Origin of the sequence: Pseudoalteromonas sp. MMG013 (assembly GCF_018100885.1) — a bacterium.
Classification (GTDB): domain Bacteria; phylum Pseudomonadota; class Gammaproteobacteria; order Enterobacterales; family Alteromonadaceae; genus Pseudoalteromonas; species Pseudoalteromonas aurantia.
On record NZ_JAGJEE010000004.1, the window covers coordinates 104,016 to 119,671 of the forward strand.

Annotated in this window: 18 protein-coding genes and 1 riboswitch; of the genes, 4 read left to right on the forward strand and 14 right to left on the reverse strand. The window is 40.0% G+C overall.

Annotated features, from left to right (window positions below):
• Positions 1-26 precede the first annotated feature (26 nt).
• A riboswitch (cobalamin riboswitch) is annotated at positions 27-159 on the reverse strand.
• Between the two features lie 5 nt (positions 160-164).
• The 12 genes from J8L98_RS05555 to J8L98_RS05610 all read right to left on the reverse strand — a co-directional run bounded on the left by J8L98_RS05555 (position 165) and on the right by J8L98_RS05610 (position 10,651).
• Positions 165-764 carry a histidine phosphatase family protein gene (locus tag J8L98_RS05555; RefSeq protein WP_210995663.1) on the reverse strand — a complete coding sequence of 200 codons (600 nt, stop codon included), beginning with the start codon at positions 762-764 and terminating at the stop codon, positions 165-167.
• A 94-nt stretch (positions 765-858) separates the two neighbouring features.
• On the reverse strand, positions 859-1,071 hold the full coding sequence (gene nqrM / locus J8L98_RS05560) for a (Na+)-NQR maturation NqrM (RefSeq protein ID WP_192508759.1): 213 nt from the start codon (positions 1,069-1,071) through the stop codon (positions 859-861).
• Between the two features lie 92 nt (positions 1,072-1,163).
• Entirely contained in the window at positions 1,164-2,183 is a 1,020-nt protein-coding gene (locus J8L98_RS05565) for an FAD:protein FMN transferase (RefSeq protein WP_210995664.1), read from the reverse strand.
• A 96-nt stretch (positions 2,184-2,279) separates the two neighbouring features.
• Positions 2,280-3,506, reverse strand: a complete 1,227-nt coding sequence (gene nqrF, locus J8L98_RS05570) for an NADH:ubiquinone reductase (Na(+)-transporting) subunit F (protein ID WP_210995665.1) — start codon at positions 3,504-3,506, stop codon at positions 2,280-2,282.
• Positions 3,507-3,523: 17 nt separating this feature from the next.
• On the reverse strand, positions 3,524-4,132 hold the full coding sequence (gene nqrE, locus J8L98_RS05575) for an NADH:ubiquinone reductase (Na(+)-transporting) subunit E (protein ID WP_192508762.1): 609 nt from the start codon (positions 4,130-4,132) through the stop codon (positions 3,524-3,526).
• A 10-nt stretch (positions 4,133-4,142) separates the two neighbouring features.
• A complete protein-coding gene (locus J8L98_RS05580) occupies positions 4,143-4,775 on the reverse strand; it encodes an NADH:ubiquinone reductase (Na(+)-transporting) subunit D (RefSeq protein WP_210995666.1) in 633 nt (210 codons plus the stop codon).
• Entirely contained in the window at positions 4,775-5,521 is a 747-nt protein-coding gene (locus J8L98_RS05585) for a Na(+)-translocating NADH-quinone reductase subunit C (protein ID WP_210995667.1), read from the reverse strand. Before J8L98_RS05585 ends, J8L98_RS05580 begins: the two co-directional genes overlap by 1 nt.
• Complete coding sequence (locus J8L98_RS05590) at positions 5,514-6,713, reverse strand: NADH:ubiquinone reductase (Na(+)-transporting) subunit B (RefSeq protein ID WP_192508765.1); 1,200 nt, start codon at positions 6,711-6,713, stop codon at positions 5,514-5,516. Before J8L98_RS05590 ends, J8L98_RS05585 begins: the two co-directional genes overlap by 8 nt.
• A 1-nt stretch (position 6,714) precedes the next feature.
• Positions 6,715-8,058, reverse strand: a complete 1,344-nt coding sequence (locus tag J8L98_RS05595; protein ID WP_210995668.1) for a Na(+)-translocating NADH-quinone reductase subunit A — start codon at positions 8,056-8,058, stop codon at positions 6,715-6,717.
• Positions 8,059-8,434: 376 nt separating this feature from the next.
• Complete coding sequence (gene fabV / locus J8L98_RS05600; RefSeq protein WP_210995669.1) at positions 8,435-9,625, reverse strand: enoyl-ACP reductase FabV; 1,191 nt, start codon at positions 9,623-9,625, stop codon at positions 8,435-8,437.
• Between the two features lie 71 nt (positions 9,626-9,696).
• Positions 9,697-10,011 carry a BolA family protein gene (locus tag J8L98_RS05605; protein WP_192508768.1) on the reverse strand — a complete coding sequence of 105 codons (315 nt, stop codon included), beginning with the start codon at positions 10,009-10,011 and terminating at the stop codon, positions 9,697-9,699.
• Positions 10,012-10,063: 52 nt separating this feature from the next.
• Complete coding sequence (locus J8L98_RS05610) at positions 10,064-10,651, reverse strand: alpha-ketoglutarate-dependent dioxygenase AlkB (RefSeq protein ID WP_210995670.1); 588 nt, start codon at positions 10,649-10,651, stop codon at positions 10,064-10,066.
• Positions 10,652-10,694: 43 nt separating this feature from the next.
• On the opposite strand from J8L98_RS05610, the gene J8L98_RS05615 reads away from it, so the two are divergent.
• The 4 genes from J8L98_RS05615 to J8L98_RS05630 are packed head-to-tail and all read left to right on the forward strand — an operon-like array spanning position 10,695 to position 14,422.
• Entirely contained in the window at positions 10,695-11,837 is a 1,143-nt protein-coding gene (locus J8L98_RS05615) for a methyltransferase (RefSeq protein WP_192508770.1), read from the forward strand.
• A gap of 3 nt (positions 11,838-11,840) precedes the next feature.
• Entirely contained in the window at positions 11,841-12,398 is a 558-nt protein-coding gene (locus J8L98_RS05620) for a YajG family lipoprotein (RefSeq protein ID WP_210995671.1), read from the forward strand.
• A gap of 1 nt (position 12,399) precedes the next feature.
• On the forward strand, positions 12,400-13,023 hold the full coding sequence (locus J8L98_RS05625; RefSeq protein ID WP_192508772.1) for a peptidylprolyl isomerase: 624 nt from the start codon (positions 12,400-12,402) through the stop codon (positions 13,021-13,023).
• A gap of 19 nt (positions 13,024-13,042) precedes the next feature.
• On the forward strand, positions 13,043-14,422 hold the full coding sequence (locus J8L98_RS05630) for an MFS transporter (RefSeq protein ID WP_210995672.1): 1,380 nt from the start codon (positions 13,043-13,045) through the stop codon (positions 14,420-14,422).
• Between the two features lie 57 nt (positions 14,423-14,479).
• Here J8L98_RS05630 and J8L98_RS05635 read toward each other — a convergent pair whose 3' ends face one another.
• Together J8L98_RS05635 and erpA are read right to left on the reverse strand one after the other, a co-directional pair.
• Positions 14,480-14,722: a helix-turn-helix transcriptional regulator gene (locus tag J8L98_RS05635; RefSeq protein WP_192508774.1), complete on the reverse strand. Its 243-nt coding sequence runs from the start codon at positions 14,720-14,722 to the stop codon at positions 14,480-14,482.
• A 542-nt stretch (positions 14,723-15,264) separates the two neighbouring features.
• A complete protein-coding gene (erpA, locus tag J8L98_RS05640) occupies positions 15,265-15,603 on the reverse strand; it encodes an iron-sulfur cluster insertion protein ErpA (protein WP_010362831.1) in 339 nt (112 codons plus the stop codon).
• Positions 15,604-15,656: the final 53 nt, after the last annotated feature.

Consider the following 15,656-nt stretch of genomic DNA (forward strand, 5'->3'; position numbering starts at 1 on the left):
GAAGCATATTGAACAACTCAGAGTACGCCCGCTCATGAGAAAGTTGTTGGTCTTGGTATCTGACTTTCGTACTCACAGTACTTTACAGTTGCGGGGACAGTTGAACATTTGCAGTTCATTCCCAAGAAATACCAACAAACAACCGTATTATGCTGTCTAGACGTCTAAAATACAACTTTAGGCCAAGCGACACCTTGTTCATCATAGTACACCTGCACTTTTATTACGCTAGCATACCCAACATCAAAAATACTAAGCTGTTTCACGCTATTACTAGGAAACTGCAGAATCATAGCCAACAACTGTTTAATAACACCTGCGTGGGTTATTACCAAGCTACACTCATCGTTTGGGATCGCTAGCTGTGATTGCCACCAAGTTTGAACTCGTAAATGAAAATTCGTCATAGACTCTGCATCTTGTGGCGTATGTGACCAAGGATCAGCCCAAAAATCACCGATGCTCGGTTTATCAGTATTGCACCATAACCACTCAAAAGGCTTGCCATCCCACAGGCCAAAGTCCATTTCTTGCAAATCATCAACTATCTCAACAGATAATTGCCTTTGTTCGCTGATTTTTGTCGCAAACTTACTGCATCTAACTAGTGGGGAACTGAAGATTTGCGTTACTGCGGTAATACCTTTCGTTACATCTTCTAGTTGCTGCCAACCTAGAGGACTGAGATTTATATCAGAACGGCCACATAATATACCTTGCTCGACGATTTCACCATGACGCAAAAAATACCATGTGCTCTGCATAACCCCCCTCCCAAAATTCAGATACAAAAATGCGAGCCTATAGCTCGCATTAAAATTAGCAACAACTTGCTACTAACGTCATTTTATTACCATATTATAAAATTTGGTTTTCTTTCCAAATTTGCTCTTTAGCTAAGCGCTTTTTGCGTCGATCACATGGATCATCGCAGTCACATGCTTTATCAATACCAACAGAACCAAGGCCACCACAACTACTTGCCATAGATTTCTTCTGAACAATCACACCGATTGCCATTGCCGTAACAATTAAAATCAGTAAACCAAATGTAAGTAAAAACAGCGACATTGCACAGGCCTCTTAAAATGCAAAAAAACAACTCAACTATTGAGCTGACGACGGTATAAAACACCCCTCATTATAACGCGGTTATTCCTTACTCACAAATAAGGTTTAAACTGTTCACTGGCATAAGTAACTAATCCTGTATCACTTTTGCTTATCAAATATACAGCCAAGTTATGTTTTTCTGCGTAAGCCTTAGCTCGTTCTGTTCCCATTACAGTGAGTGCGGTTGCCAATCCATCAGCGGTCATTGCTGAAGGATGCAGCACGGTTACAGATACCAATTCATGTTTCACTGGCATCCCTGTCGCTGGATCAATTAAATGTGTAAATGTCTCACCATCCATTTCATAAAAAATCCGATAATCTCCAGAGGTTGCAAGACCATTATTCCCAGGTTCAATAATTTTATGAATTTGTCGCTGTCCCATCGGCGCATCTGGTTGCTCAATGGCAATACGCCAAGGCTGGTTATCCGCTTTAGTGCCTGAAATTCTCAGCTCCCCACCAATTTCCACCATATAATTGCTCAAGCCTTGCTGCTCTAATAACATCGCGACTTTATCAATACCATACCCTTTTGCCGTTGCCGAAAACGACAACTCTAAACCATGTAATGTTTTGGTAAGGCCTTGCTCATTAAGCACGAGTTTTTCAACACCAATACGTGTACGCATCTCATCGAGTTGTTCCTGACTTGGTTTTTTTGTAGGTCGCTTATCAGGACCAAACCCCCATAAGTCAATGAGCGGTCCCATGGTGATATCGAGTGTTTTTGTGGATTGACCTAACCGAATAGATTCAGCTACAACCGCTCTAAAATCATCACTGATCGCCATAAATTTATTGGCTTCCAAGCCATTAAACTGATTAATTTCAGAGTTTTCAACCCAAGGAGACATCGATGCATTTACAGCAATGAGCGTGTCGTCTACTTGCTGCTGTAAAGCCCCTGCTTCAATTTCTTTTCCACTAGTAAACACTTTTATATTATACGTTGTACCCATAGTATTCCCGTGCAACGTAAGCGGTTCGACTGAGCGACTTGCTGAATTATCACAACCAACTAAAAATAATCCCAACGATAATACAAATATCCCACTTATACTTTTCATTAAATTACAGCTCCCTAATAAACAAAAAGCCCTCAAGTGCATGACTTGAGGGCTAACATATATTTCAACATATGCTTATAGAATTAAGTGTGCTAATTAGCCACCGAAGTCATCTAGTAAGATATTTTCTTCTTCTACACCTAAATCTTTCAACAGGTTGATAACTGCTGCGTTCATCATTGGAGGACCACACATATAGTACTCACAATCTTCAGGCGCTTCATGGTCACGTAAATAGTTTTCAAACAATACATTATGAATGAAACCTGTGTAACCTTCCCAGTTATCTTCTGGTTGTGGATCAGATAGTGCGGTGTGCCATACGAAGTTTTCATTATCAGCTGCTAAGCCATCAAAATCTTCTACATAGAACATTTCACGTTTAGAACGTGCACCATACCAGAAAGACATCTTACGCTTAGAGTTAAGACGTTTAAGTTGGTCAAAAATGTGTGAACGCATTGGCGCCATACCAGCACCACCACCAACAAATACCATTTCAGCATCCGTGTCTTTTGCAAAAAACTCACCGAATGGACCTGAAATAGTTACCTTATCGCCCGCTTTTAATGACCAAATGTAAGATGACATCTTACCACAAGGCAGTGTTAGGTTGTTTGGCGGCGGAGAAGCAATACGTACATTGAGCATGATGATACCCTCTTCTTCAGGGTAGTTAGCCATTGAGTATGCACGAATTGTTTCATCATCAACCTTAGACTCAAGGTTAAAGAAGCCAAAACGTTCCCAATCGCCACGATACTCATCAGGTACATCAAAGTCAGCATATTTAACATGGTGAGCTGGGGCTTCAATTTGGATATAACCTCCAGCACGAAACGGTACAGACTCGCCATCAGGGATACCTAATTTAAGCTCCTTGATGAAAGTTGCTTTATTATCATTAGAGATAACTTCACAATCCCATTTCTTAACACCAAAAATGGACTCTTCCAACTCAATATCCATGTCTGTCTTCACATTCACTTGACATGCTAAACGACACCCTTCTCGCGCTTCACCTTTTGAAATATGGTCAAGTTCGGTAGGCAGGATATCGCCACCGCCATTATGAATATGTACGCGACACTGGCCACATGAACCACCGCCACCACATGCAGATGATACGAAAATACCCGCGTCTGAAAGCGCGCCAAGTAGTTTAGTACCAGCTGATGTTTTGATGCCCTTTTCAGGATCACCATTAATATTAATTAATATATCACCGCTCGCTACTAGCTTAGATTTAGCCGCAATTATGACTAAAACAAGTAGTACAACGATAGCAATGAACATTCCTACGCCTAAATATACCTCAAGCATGATTTTTCCTCGCTACCTTACAGTGAAATACCAGAGAATGACATGAAGCCAAGACCCATCAAACCTACAGTAATAAAGGTAATACCTAAACCACGTAGACCATCTGGTACATCTGAATACTTCATTTTCTCACGAATACCAGCAAGCAATACGATTGCTAACGCCCAACCTACACCTGAACCAATACCAAACACCACTGATTCAGTGAAATTTAAGTTACGTTCAACCATAAAGGCTACCGCACCGAAAATTGCACAGTTTACAGTGATCAAAGGTAAGAATATGCCCAGAGCATTGTAAAGCGCAGGGAAAAACTTATCCAAAGCCATTTCTAGGATCTGTACAAGTGCTGCAATTACGCCGATGAACGTCAAAAACTTCAAGAAGCTTAAATCTGCTTCAGGAAAACCAAGCCATTCTAATGCACCTGGTGCTAATACTGCGCTATATACTAATTGGTTTACTGGAACAGCAACACCCAATACAAATACAACAGCAACACCTAAACCAAGTGAAGTGGTTACTTTCTTAGATACTGCTAAGAATGTACACATACCTAAGAAGAAAGATAATGCTAAGTTTTCAATGAAAACCGCTTTAACGAATAAACTAATATAATGTTCCATCTCTCTCCCCTTACGCCTTTGCTTCTACTTGGTCTTTCTTATAAGTACGCAGTACCCAAATGAAGAAACCAATAATGAAGAAAGAACTTGGCGGCAGGATCAGTAGACCCATAGGCTGGTACCAACCACCCTCAGAAACCAAAGGTAAAATCTCAGCACCAAACAATGTACCTGAACCACCTAACTCACGGATAAAGCCAACGGTAAGTAACACGACTGAATACCCTAAACCATTACCAATACCATCCAAAAATGACATAAGTGGTGGAGACTTCATTGCATATGCTTCTGCACGACCCATTACAATACAGTTTGTAATAATTAGGCCAACGAATACAGACAACTCTTTCGCTGTTGCATAAACAAACGCTTGTAATGTTTGATCAACAACGATAACCAAAGAAGCAATGATGGTCATTTGCACAATAATACGTACGCTTGAAGGAATATGGTTACGAATTATTGAGATAAACAGACTTGAGAATGCTGTCACTAGCGTCAAAGCTATTGACATTATTAACGCATTTTTAAGGCTTGAAGTTACAGCTAACGCAGAACAAATACCCAACACTTGCAGTGCAATTGGGTTGTTAGCGAATACTGGTCCCAACAAGACGTCTTTCATTTCTTTTGTATTAGCCATTAGTTCAATGCTCCATTACGTACATTCGCAAGGAATGGGCCAAAACCTTTGTTGCTTGTCCAAAAATCGACTGTGTTACCTACACCTACCGAAGTCAGTGTGGCACCAGATAAACCATCAACTTTATGCTTGTCAGTGCCGGCTGTACCTTTCACTAACGTAATTGGTAAAGACTTACCAACCCAAGTTGCAGTCCATTTTGGATTTTCAATTTCACCACCAAGACCCGGCGTTTCATTGTGCTTATAAAACTTGATAGCTTTAACTGTTTCAGTATCTTTATCTAATGCGATAAAACCATACATAATACCCCACAAGCCATAGCCTTGAATGGGTAAAATAATAGTTGATACTTGGCCACTTGCATCTTTAGATAAGTAAACAGGTGAATGATCAGTCATACGTTGAATGCCGGCTTTATCGTCTGCTTTGTCTAATTTAAAGCTGCGCTTTGCATCAAACTTTGTGCTTTCAAAGTCAAACGTTGTATGGTCTTGCTCAACGAACTCACCCGTTTCCATATTGATAACACGTGCTTCGATGTTTTGACCAAACATTTCTTCAACATTGGTTACATCATTAAAACCAGCAGCGGCAAGAATATTACGCTGTACATCTTGCGCTTTGTTTGCTTTTTGTAATGGACGTAATTGTACTGAAGCTACCGATACAACAACCGCACATACCAAACATAAACCAACAACAACGCCTAACGTTTTACCTATAGATTCATTGTTACTAGACACGTGCTAATCTCCTCTTAACGTTTGACTGCACAACAAAGTGGTCAAATAGTGGCGCAAATAAATTAGCGAAAAGAATTGCTAACATCATGCCTTCTGGGTAAGCAGGGTTAACCACACGGACTAACACAACCATCACACCAATCAATGCACCGTATGCGAATTTACCTTTATTTGTGAAAGACGCAGAAACTGGGTCAGTCGCCATAAAGAACATACCGAATGCAAAACCACCTAATACTAAGTGCCAGTACCAAGGCATAGCAAATGCAGGATTTGTTGTTGAGCCAATTAAGTTAAGTAACAACGACATGATAACCATACCTAGGAAAACACCTAGAACAATACGCCATGACGCAATACGCACATAAATTAAGAATAAACCACCTAGCATCAGAGCCAGTGTCGATGTTTCACCCATAGAACCTTGGATGAAGCCATAAAATGCATCCCACCAAAGAACCATATTGTTGAAATCAACAGCACCTTGTGCTACCTGGCCTAAGTAAGTTGCACCCGAGAATGAATCTACGGCTGTCCATACTGTGTCACCCGAAATATCAGCAGGGTAAGCAAAGAATAAAAATGCACGGCCAGCTAAAGCAGGGTTTAAGAAGTTACGACCTGTACCACCAAACACTTCTTTAGCAACAACAACACCGAAAGTAATACCTAACGCGGCTTGCCATAACGGAATGGTTGAAGGAAGAATAAGTGAAAATAATACTGATGTAACAAAGAAGCCTTCGTTTACTTCATGCTTACGAATAGAAGCAAACAAAACTTCCCAAAAACCACCCACTAAAAAGACGGTTCCGTAGATAGGTAAGTAGAAACATGCTCCGTAGAACATCTTCGCACCCCAACCTGCTTGTGCAGTTAACTCACCGCCTAGCGCTTGGAAAATTGCGACTTGCCATGTGTTGGCTATTTCAAAACCGTTACCAAGCGCTAATGCTGCTTGATGACCGATGTTAAACATACCAAAAAACATAGCTGGGAAAGTAGCCATCCACACTAAAATCATGATGCGTTTTAGGTCGATGTTATCACGCACATGCGTGCCGCCTTTGTTAACATAACCAGGCGTATAGAAAACAGTTGCTATCGCTTCATACAAAGCGTACCACTTTTCGTGTTTACCACCCGCTTCAAAGTGAGGTTCAATGTCTTCTAAAAATTTCTTTAAGGCCATTTTAACCTTCCTTCTCGATAGTATTCAGGCAATCACGAAGGATTGAACCGTACTCATACTTGCCAGGACACACAAAAGTACACAATGCTAAATCTTCTTCATCTAGCTCTAGCGCACCTAAGGTAATCGCACCATCTAAGTCACCTGAAATAAGGTCACGTAGCAAAGGTGTTGGTAAGATATCGAGTGGCATAACACGTTCATAGTTACCGATTGGCACCATGGCACGTTTAGAACCACCCGTAGACGTTGTCATTTTAAATAAACGACTCGGTGCAAAGTGAGAAATAAACATTCGAGTTACAGAAAACTTATTACTACCAGGGGCAATCCAACCAAATAGTTCTTTTTCGCGACCTTCAAGTAAAACAGATACTTGAACATGGTAGCGGCCTAAGAAAGCATGAGGTCCGGCTGCTGTTTTACCAGCTAACACAGAGCCAGAAATGACTCGGTTATCACCGTCTTCAAGCTCACCGGCAACTAGATCAGTTAGCGATGCTCCTAATTGAGTTTTCACTAAACGCGGGTTTTTCACACGAGGGCCAGCAAGGGCAACAACACGATCTGCATTTATCTCGCCAGTTAAAAATAACTGACCAAAGGCAATAACGTCTTGATAGCCTAAATGCCATACCTGCTTGCTTGCAGAAACCGCGTCTAGATGATGAATATGAGTACCAACTAGTCCCGCAGGATGTAAACCACCAAACTCGTGCACTTCTACTTGAGAAAGCGACGAACTAGGTACTTGACTACCAGCTTGCTTACAAACGAATACTTTACCATCTGTTAAGCGAGATACCACCGCAAGACCCGCTTCAAATGCTTCCACATTTTCAGCGATGACCACAGCAGGATCAGCAGCTAACGGATTAGTATCCATTGCAGTTACAAACACAGAGCTAGGGTTAGCCTCTAATGCCGCAACTTTGCTAAAAGGACGAACACGAAGCGCTGGCCATTGACCAGACTCAACAAGCACCTCTTTGACTTTATCACGCTCAAGGTTGCTTAATTCAGCAGCCGAAAACTTGTCAAAAGTGATTTGCTCATTGCCTTGCACTTCAATCACGACGGATTGCAGTACACGCTTAGCACCACGGTTGATTTCTTTAACTACACCAGCAGCTGGTGCAGTAAACTTGACGCCAGGATTCTTTTTATCTACAAAAAGAACTTGGCCTTTTTTGACTTGGTCATCCACACGAACATGCATGGTTGGACGCATACCAATAAACTCTTCACCTAGCACAGCTACTCGTTTGACGGCAGAGCCATCATGAATAACTTGCTGAGGTGCGCCCTCTATGGGTAAGTCCAGACCTTTTTTTATGTTGATCATACGCACTTGCATTACATTAACGGAAAGAAATTGAAAAATCTTTAATTACCACGGCGCTTGTTGCCTCATATTCGTCAGGTATAAAAGAGCCACCTGTCCAAGTACTGAAACAAGCATCGTAGTCGTGTTCTCACATATTGCCGAGATTTTAACATTAATCCTACGGACTATGCGAGGAGAAATATTAAATTAATACGTCTTTACAATGGTTTTTATGTAGTTATGGGTCTTGTGATTATCTCAACATAGACCAAAGTCGAATTGATGAAAAATATAGAAGGGTTTTGTGCAAAAATAAAGCTAGATATTATTAAAAGTGTAGAATAAGTGAACTAGGCCTATAAAAAATAGCGCCTAGCCCTCATTAATCATGCCATTACAATAGGTGATTAATCGCTACGATTGAGTCAACTTCTTGATCATAATCAAGCGTTTCTATGCCAAAACCAAACAAACGCAGAAACTCATTATGATAACCAACATAGTCAGTTAATTCGTCAATTGTCTCTGTGGTAACTGAATCCCAAATGCCTTGGATCCGAGCTTGAACATCATCTTCCAGTTCTTTGTAATTTTGAAATAAGTGACCGCCGTCATCAAAACGTGGAGTTTCACCATACAAACTTTCACGGAATAAACCATTAATTTGCTCAATAGTACCTTCATAAGTACCATCCGCTTTCATCACTTTGAATAATGCAGAAATATAAAGCGGCATAATTGGAATAGCAGAACTGGCTTGTGTCACAACAGCATTTAAAGACGAAACATAAGCTTCACCGTTTATCGAAGCCGTAGACGCTTTTATCGCTGCAGTTGCTCTGTCTAAATCTTCCTTCGCTTTGCCAATCGTTGCATGACCGTATATCGGCCACGTCAGCTCCTTACCAATATATGTATAAGCGGTTGTTTTAAAGTTCTCGGCGAGTACATCTGCCTCTTTAAGCGCATCGACCCATAGTTCCCAATCTTCACCACCCATTACCTTTACGGTATTCGCGATTTCTTCCTCGTTTGCCGCTTCAACAGTAATATCACCAATTGCACGTTGAGAGGTATTGAGGTTCTTCGTCGTAATATCTTTGCCGATTGGCTTTAATGTTGAAGAGAACACCTCCCCAGTTTTTGGATCTGTACGACGTGGTGATGCCAAACTATAAATAACAAGGTCGACTTTACCCATTTCAGCTTTTATTGCTGCAATCGTTTTTTGCTTAATTTCGTCAGAGAACGCGTCGCCATTAATGTTTTTTGACCATAAACCTGCATCATCCGCGGCCTGCTGAAAAGCAGCGGTATTATACCACCCAGCTGAAGCTGTTTTCCTCTCAGTACCTTCTTTCTCAAAGAAAATCCCCAAAGTTTTTGCACCAGCACCAAAAGCTGCTGTAATTCGGGACGCCAACCCATACCCTGTTGAAGCACCAATAACTAATACATTTTTAGGGCCATTTGCAATGGGACCTTGGGCTTTTACATAATCAATTTGCTCTTGAACATGAGCAGCACAACCAGCTGAATGTGCATTGGTACAAATAAAACCACGAATTTTCGGCTTAACGACCATGATAAATCCTATTTATTTTTCAAAAACTGCCATAGTTTAATGGCTGATCAGACAAATACAGGTCTGATCAGCTAGTTATCAAACTTCGAACCACCTAAACAACTTGGTGAATCAGGTGTTTGTCCATTCTTTTCGCTATACTCATCAGGAGTGTAAGCATGAATTGATAACGCATGAATATGATTAGCAAGTTCATCTTTTAGCACTTCATTGATAAGGCGGTGACGAGGCAACAAACGCTTGCCTAAAAACGTCTCACTGACAATCACCACCTTGAAGTGAGATTCCTCACCTCGGCTGTGCATATGACTTTCATTCACGACGTTTAGGTGCTTACAAACAATTGCGTCGGCTAATTTGCTATGGATCTGCTGCTGCATGGACATGCTAAGCCCTTCATTTAAGTTGCGATTAGAGGCTACTATACGCTTTTGCTTGCTATTGACCAACTGTGCGAAAGGTTAAATTTATACGCCCGCTATTCACTTTCATTTGTTTTGGTAGAGCATGTTGGTAATGACTTTGGCTCTGTCCATGCATTAATAAGCAGCTACCATTGTCTAGCATCAGATTTTGTGTTTGTTTAGAATGCGCATTTCGAATTGTAAATTTTCGGGATGCGCCAAGTGAAATAGACACAATAAACGGTTGACACCCGAGTTCTTTTTCATCATCACTGTGCCACCCCATACTGTCATGACCATTTCTATACCAATTAACTAACAAGGCATTAAAGCTATATCCGTAATGCACCTGCAACCGTCGACGCATCGCCTTTAAAGGTTCTGGCCAGTTTTCAACAACTAAAGGCTGATTAGAGTAGCTGTAATTAACCTGCTTATCAGCAATAAAGCACTGCAAACGCGGGATTTTATGATGCTTGCCAAAAATGTTGACTTCAGGTTGTTGCCAATTCAAAATCTCAGTCAAATACGTATAGAGGGACATTGCTTTGGAGTGACTCATTACTTGCTCAATATAGTCAAATCCATTCGGTAACAGCTGTTCAGGGTTTTGCAATGTCATGATACCATCTCTTTATTCTCTTTGACTGCTACTATTTATTGATATGACCACAGAAGCTTTTTTGGGTACTCACCCTCTGACATTACACCGTTTTCCTTTAGATCAAAAAAATCGCAGTCTACAAGCTTGGGATGCCGCTGATGAATACTTAATAGAGTATACCTTCGCCAATTATGAAACACCAAAGCATGCACTTATTTTCAACGATAGTTTCGGCGGATTGGCTGCAGCATTAATAGCACAGCATCCAACCATAAAAGTGACAACGGTGTCAGACTCTTTTGTAAGTCATCAAGCCTGCCAGTATAATTTAGCTGAAAATACGCTATCAAAGACGCACCTCACCCTGCAAAATAGTTTGGCGCCATTACCTTTGGATTGTGACTTAATTCTAATGAAAGTCCCTAAAAATGCGGGCTTTTTGCAACATCAGCTCGCACAGTTAAGTCATTTACCAGCCAATATCCCAGTCATTCTTGCTGGAAAAGTAAAAGAAATACACAGCTCAACATTAAAAAGCGTTGCACACTTTTTATCAGCACCCACAACCAGTTTGGCAGTAAAAAAGTCACGGCTCATCTTTACACACACCACTTGCAAACCGGTCGATGATAAATTTCCTACAGATTGGCCATTAGAAAAAACCGACTTCACAATTTCTAATCACGCCAATGTGTTCTCTCGTGACTCGCTCGATATCGGAGCTCGATTTTTTGCTAACTATTTACCTCAAGGTAAAAAACCAATTAAAGTCATCGACCTTGGCTGTGGAAATGGCGTGATTGGCTTACTTACTCTAGCAAAAATGCCCAATGCCAAACTCATTTTTGTTGATGAATCTGCGATGGCAGTAGCAAGTGCAAAACAAAATATTCAGCACAATTTACCTGAACAGATAGATAATTGTGAATTTCACCAAAATGACTGCCTAACCAACTTCACCCCAGGTTCAGTTGACTTGGTGTTATGTAACCCCCCATTTCATCAAGCTCAGGCGATCACTGATCACATTGCTTGGCAAATGTTTATACAAGCAAAGCATACGCTAAAGCAAGGTGGTGAATTGCGTATTATCGGTAACCGACATTTGGATTATCAAGACAAGCTACATCGTCTATTTGGCAATTGTAAAATTATCGGCAATAACAAAAAATTTACCGTACTGAGTGCCACAAAAAGAGGTTAATTCATGCTAAAAACTTACTTTATATCCATTGGTGTTTTTATACTATCGGGATGTACAGCACAGCCTAAGTCTGTCATTTTGAATCCAACTTACTCAGCTCAGGCAGTCAGCCATTTCAATACGCACATAAACGCACGAGTCTCTGATCATCGAACAACCAATTTTGTTATTAAGGTGCTCAATCAAGAGCCAGCTGTTTATTTACCTGATGCCAGTTTACCAATAAAAATAGAACGTATTTTTTTTGATGCTTTACGCAGTAATGGTGCAACGCTTGACACCACAGAAAACAAAAAAATAACTCTACAAATCAATACCTTTTATAGTAAGGTTACTGAAAGCATTACCCAACATGAAAGTAACGCAACCGCTGATTTTCAGATCTTTGCATCACACAATGAACGTACTTTTGAAAAACGTTACACCGGCACATCACAATTGAAAGGGCCTTTAAAACACGAACAAGCAAAAGTGGAAGGCCAATTGAATAACTTGACGCAGAAAATAATCACTCGCATTGTATCTGATCAAGAACTTATCAATTTTTTACAAGGACAATAATATGAATCGAGTAATCATTGCTTGCGCCATTTTTATTTTTTCAAACCTATCTTTTGCTGCAAATAAGGAAGGCCGCTTTGTACAAAAAGACAACTTATTCCCTCGAGTTGAAATCACAACCAGCTTAGGGGTAATCACTCTTGAGTTAGATAGATCTAGAGCACCGATTACCGTGAATAACTTTCTCACTTACGTTGTTAATGGTGACTATAAAGGTTCTGTATTTCATCGTGTTGAACGTGATGAGGCCAATGAACAAGACTTTGTCATTCAAGGTGGTGGCTATGACAAAGAGTACGATGGCATGTTTGAACGCCCTCCTATATTCAATGAAAGTGGCAACGGCATGAAAAACGACATATATAGTGTCGCTATGGCATATCAAGATAGCAAGCCACATTCTGGAACAAGACAATTCTTTTTTAATATGGATAACAATAAACACTTGAATCCGGGACGTGATTGGGGTTTTGCTGTATTTGGTAATGTGATTGAAGGGTACGAAACACTTGATAAAATAATGCAGGTAGAAACAGGGTTCAATGAGAAACTGGGCTATACATTTATTCCAAAGAAACCAGTTATTATATACGACGTGGCAATCTTAAAAGCGATAGAACTCTAATTTAAAAGAAGCATAAAACATGATCCTCAAAGCGAGTTTAAGTGACTACTTAGGTTATTATAAAGATCGACGTTTGATTACTATTTTCATGCTAGGGATCAGCAGTGGCTTCCCTTGGGTTCTGATCGGTTCAGTCATGTCCGCATGGCTAAAAGACGAAGGTTTAAGCCGAAGTATGATCGGTCTATTTGGGATTGTATTTGGTGCGTATACCATTAACTTTCTATGGTCTCCTTTGCTCGATCGTGTCAAGCTCCCCTTTCTAACGACACAATTAGGTCAACGCCGAAGTTGGATTGCCTTATGCCAAGTTATTACCGCACTGGCCACCATCGCAATGTCGTATATTGTTATAAAAGATAACTTGTTCAGTGCCGCCCTATTGTGTTTTTTAATAGCAGCAGCATCTGCTACACATGACATCGCTATAGACGCATATAGAATTGACATATTACCTGAAAATGAGAGTGAAAAAGCCACCGCAGCTGCTGCAATGGCCACCTCTGGTTGGTGGACAGGATATGCTTTACTGGGCGCTATTCCATTTTTCCTTGCTGACTCTCCCTATTTTGATTGGCCAAAAATTTACTTACTGCTTGGCATTATTATGGGCTCATTAGTGTTGGTTACACTGTTTGCAAAAGAACCTAGCTCACAAAGAGATCATGTTCATAAACAGTTGGAATTGGCATATCAAGCAAGACTTGGCAACTCACAAAGTGTATTTAATCGAGTATTCGCTTGGTTTGCGGTGACATTGGTCGAGCCCTTTAGAAGCTTTTTTACCAAAAATGGCGTTAAAACAGCACTCGCTTTATTGTTATTCATATTCTTATTTAAAATAGGTGAGTCATTCTTAGCGAGAATGTCCATCGTCTTTTATAAAGAGATTGGTTTCAGCAATACCCAAATTGGTCAATACTCAAAACTGGGGACGGGTGTCATTACCATTATTTTTGCATTTTTAGGCAGTATTTTTAATCATAAATACGGTATTGTAAAAGGGTTATTCATCAGTGGGATCGCAATGGCAGCATCCAACTTAATGTTCTCATGGATTGCCATAGCAGGCCCCCAAGAACATCTTTATGCGATGGCAGTTGTCATCGATGGTTTTACACAAGCTTGGTCATTAGTCGCAATGGTTGCATTCATTTCTATGCTATGTGACCGTGCATTTAGCGCAACACATTATGCCTTATTAGCATCGCTTGGGAGTTTAGGACGAACGGTGATGTCGAGTTATAGCGGCGTGGTCATTGATGATTGGTTGCATGGTAATTGGGCTATATTCTTTGCTATTACTGCATTAATGGTATTACCGTCGCTATTATTGCTTTATATAATACGTAATAAATTGTTTCAGATCGAAAGCTCTTATCATGCATCAAAAAAATAGGTAAGAATGAGAGAGTTGAGGTGCAGTTCCTTGCACCCTCTTACGCTATGTTAAATGTTAGTCTTCTTCTTTAACTAAGTTCAACCCTTCATAAGGGTCAACTTCTAATGCTTCGCAGTAGCGTAAAAACTCTATCACATCAAGGCGACGTTCTTGGTTTTCAATTTTACCAATAAAAGAATGTGGCGTACCCAGAACTTGAGCTAAGCTACGCATTGTATGGCCTTTTTCGTGACGCTTCGATTTTAACCACTTAGTTAACTTACCGTTTTCTTCAGAAGAAACAGTTTTACCCATCATATTAAACATCTCCTACTCGATGATTTCTTTAATTAATACCAATATGAAATTTGCCCGTCTCACATCAGCGGTGTACTGTATACCATAGGCTTGATACGAAAATCTATCATTTGTTCCTATGTACCAAATTAGGTATAGACTATATTTCTGTTAACACCTAATTAAAATTTAACTTTTTACCGACTTTTTATCCAAGCGTTAACAGGCATTAACTTTAACAAATTTTTTATAAAATGCACCAGAAAATGAAATAATTTATTTTTACCTTTAAAACAAGCACTTACAAAATCAGATTAAAGAATAAATTGATGATCGAGAATTATTTATGATTAGACTACTGTTTTTAATACCTATTTTATTATGTACTGGTTGGTTTTGGTTTTTAAGAAGCAACCATATTCCTCTGAAAAAAGGAAGGCGAGGATTTATCTACATACTAACATTCAGTACTTTTGTATTAGCATTCTTTGCATTAATGATCTACGTGACAAAAAAATAAAAAAGCCACGTATTAACGTGGCTTCTTCTCTAACTTAGAAAAGCTAAACACTAAAACTCGCACCGCAACCGCATGTTGTAGTTGCATTAGGGTTACTCACAAAAAAGCGTGCTCCCTCTAAGCCCTCTGTGTAATCCACTACACCATCAATTAAATATTGAATACTCATGGGATCAACAACCATAACCACACCATTTTTCTCAATTTCTAAATCACCTGGATTGGCTTTTTCATCAAAAGTAAATCCATATTGAAAGCCAGAGCAACCGCCTCCTGTTACATAAACACGCAGTTTTAACTCAGGATTCTCTTCTTCTTCGATTAACTCTTTTACGCGATGTGCCGCAGCATCACTAAATTGAATTGGTAACTGTTCAGACATACTATTCGACCCTTGTACATTTTATAGCTGGATTATCTAATACCCGAGTGTTT

Excerpts from the sequence above, each read along its gene's own strand:
- J8L98_RS05555 (WP_210995663.1), bottom strand. The coding sequence starts at position 764 with ATGCAGAGCACATGGTATTTTTTGCGTCATGGTGAAATCGTCGAGCAA.
- nqrM (WP_192508759.1), bottom strand. The coding sequence starts at position 1,071 with ATGTCGCTGTTTTTACTTACATTTGGTTTACTGATTTTAATTGTTACG.
- J8L98_RS05565 (WP_210995664.1), bottom strand. The coding sequence starts at position 2,183 with ATGAAAAGTATAAGTGGGATATTTGTATTATCGTTGGGATTATTTTTA.
- nqrF (WP_210995665.1), bottom strand. The coding sequence starts at position 3,506 with ATGCTTGAGGTATATTTAGGCGTAGGAATGTTCATTGCTATCGTTGTA.
- nqrE (WP_192508762.1), bottom strand. The coding sequence starts at position 4,132 with ATGGAACATTATATTAGTTTATTCGTTAAAGCGGTTTTCATTGAAAAC.
- J8L98_RS05580 (WP_210995666.1), bottom strand. The coding sequence starts at position 4,775 with ATGGCTAATACAAAAGAAATGAAAGACGTCTTGTTGGGACCAGTATTC.
- J8L98_RS05590 (WP_192508765.1), bottom strand. The coding sequence starts at position 6,713 with ATGGCCTTAAAGAAATTTTTAGAAGACATTGAACCTCACTTTGAAGCG.
- J8L98_RS05595 (WP_210995668.1), bottom strand. The coding sequence starts at position 8,058 with ATGATCAACATAAAAAAAGGTCTGGACTTACCCATAGAGGGCGCACCT.
- fabV (WP_210995669.1), bottom strand. The coding sequence starts at position 9,625 with ATGGTCGTTAAGCCGAAAATTCGTGGTTTTATTTGTACCAATGCACAT.
- J8L98_RS05605 (WP_192508768.1), bottom strand. The coding sequence starts at position 10,011 with ATGTCCATGCAGCAGCAGATCCATAGCAAATTAGCCGACGCAATTGTT.
- J8L98_RS05610 (WP_210995670.1), bottom strand. The coding sequence starts at position 10,651 with ATGACATTGCAAAACCCTGAACAGCTGTTACCGAATGGATTTGACTAT.
- J8L98_RS05615 (WP_192508770.1), top strand. The coding sequence starts at position 10,695 with ATGACCACAGAAGCTTTTTTGGGTACTCACCCTCTGACATTACACCGT.
- J8L98_RS05620 (WP_210995671.1), top strand. The coding sequence starts at position 11,841 with ATGCTAAAAACTTACTTTATATCCATTGGTGTTTTTATACTATCGGGA.
- J8L98_RS05625 (WP_192508772.1), top strand. The coding sequence starts at position 12,400 with ATGAATCGAGTAATCATTGCTTGCGCCATTTTTATTTTTTCAAACCTA.
- J8L98_RS05630 (WP_210995672.1), top strand. The coding sequence starts at position 13,043 with ATGATCCTCAAAGCGAGTTTAAGTGACTACTTAGGTTATTATAAAGAT.
- J8L98_RS05635 (WP_192508774.1), bottom strand. The coding sequence starts at position 14,722 with ATGATGGGTAAAACTGTTTCTTCTGAAGAAAACGGTAAGTTAACTAAG.
- erpA (WP_010362831.1), bottom strand. The coding sequence starts at position 15,603 with ATGTCTGAACAGTTACCAATTCAATTTAGTGATGCTGCGGCACATCGC.